Source organism: Streptomyces sp. NPDC059832, from assembly GCF_042731715.1.
Taxonomy (GTDB): Bacteria; Actinomycetota; Actinomycetes; order Streptomycetales; family Streptomycetaceae; genus Streptomyces.
Genome location: NZ_JBHWIY010000116.1, coordinates 1 through 1,248, shown reverse-complemented (window position 1 = coordinate 1,248; position 1,248 = coordinate 1). Strand labels below are relative to the sequence as shown.

Annotated in this window: 1 protein-coding gene; it reads right to left on the bottom strand. The window is 68.9% G+C overall.

The window, feature by feature from the left end; all coding sequences use genetic code 11:
- Window positions 1-33: 33 nt before the first annotated feature.
- Window positions 34-1,182: an IS30 family transposase gene (locus ACFV8T_RS45605; protein ID WP_385339813.1), complete on the bottom strand. Its 1,149-nt coding sequence runs from the start codon at window positions 1,180-1,182 to the stop codon at window positions 34-36.
- Window positions 1,183-1,248 lie beyond the last annotated feature (66 nt).

Below are 1,248 nucleotides of genomic sequence, written 5' to 3'. Positions count from 1 at the left end.
GGCGAATTCCAAGGGTCGTGGCAACACAGGTGATCAACTGGCTGTTGCCAGGAGCTTAGCGAGACGCTCGGCTGGGGTTTCCCAGTCGAGCGTTTTGCGTGGTCGGCCGTTGAGTTCGGCGGCGACGGCGTCGAGGTGTTCGCGGGTGTGTGCGGACAGGTCGGTGCCCTTGGGGAAGTACTGGCGCAGCAGGCCGTTGGTGTTTTCGTTGGAGCCTCGCTGCCAGGGGCTGGCCGGGTCGCAGAAGTAGACCGGCACGTCCGTGGCGACGGTGAACTCACGGTGGCGTCCCATCTCGCTGCCCTGGTCCCAGGTCAGGGACCGCCTCAGGTGGGTCGGCAGGGTGGTGACGGTCTCCATCAGAGCGTCACGGACCAGTTCGGGGCTTCGGCCGTTCGGCAGGTGCACGAGCATCACGTAGCGGGTGGAGCGTTCGACGAGGGTGCCGATGGCCGAGCCGTTGTCCTTGCCGATGATGAGGTCGCCCTCCCAGTGGCCGGGCACCGCTCGGTCCTCTGCTTCGGCGGGGCGCTCGCTGATCATGACCATCGGGTCGCGGAAGCGGGGTCTGCGTTGCTGGGCCTGGCGGCGGGGTTTGCGCCGCACGCGGCCGGTCCGTAGCGCTCTGGCCAGTTCACGGCGCAGTTCGCCGCGGCCCTGGACGTAGAGGGCCTGGTAGACGGTCTCGTGGACCACGTGCATCTCCGGCCGCTCGGGGAATGCCTGGCGCAGAGCCTGGCAGATCTGCTCCGGGCTCCACCGTAGGTCCAGGCGGCCCTGGATGAAGGCGCGTAGTGCGGGGTTCTGGCCGATCTTCCCGGGCTTGGGGCGGGGCCGGCGGGCATCCGCGCGGGCCTGGGCGGCATACGGACGGTAGCGCCGACCGCCTCGCGGATCAACGGTGCCGTTCCGTCGGATCTCCCGGCTGATGGTCGACGGGCTGCGGCCCAGCTCGGCAGCGATCGCACGGACCGTGGCCTTCTCCCGCAGTCGGTCGGCTATGTGGATCCGGTCCGCCTCCTTCAAGTACCGGCTGGGACCCGACGAGGGCGCCGCCCGCTGAACAGGCGGCGCTCCCTTGTGCGTGGGGGCCGGATTCCTGCCGTTACGCCACCGCTTGCCGGTCCGGTAGTTGATCCCGACGATCCGGCATGCTTCGTAGCTGGTCAGGCCCTGGTCCATGAGCCGGAAGTATTCCTCCCGCTCACGGACCAGCTTCTTGCGGCCTTGGGCCACCGTCCGCACCTT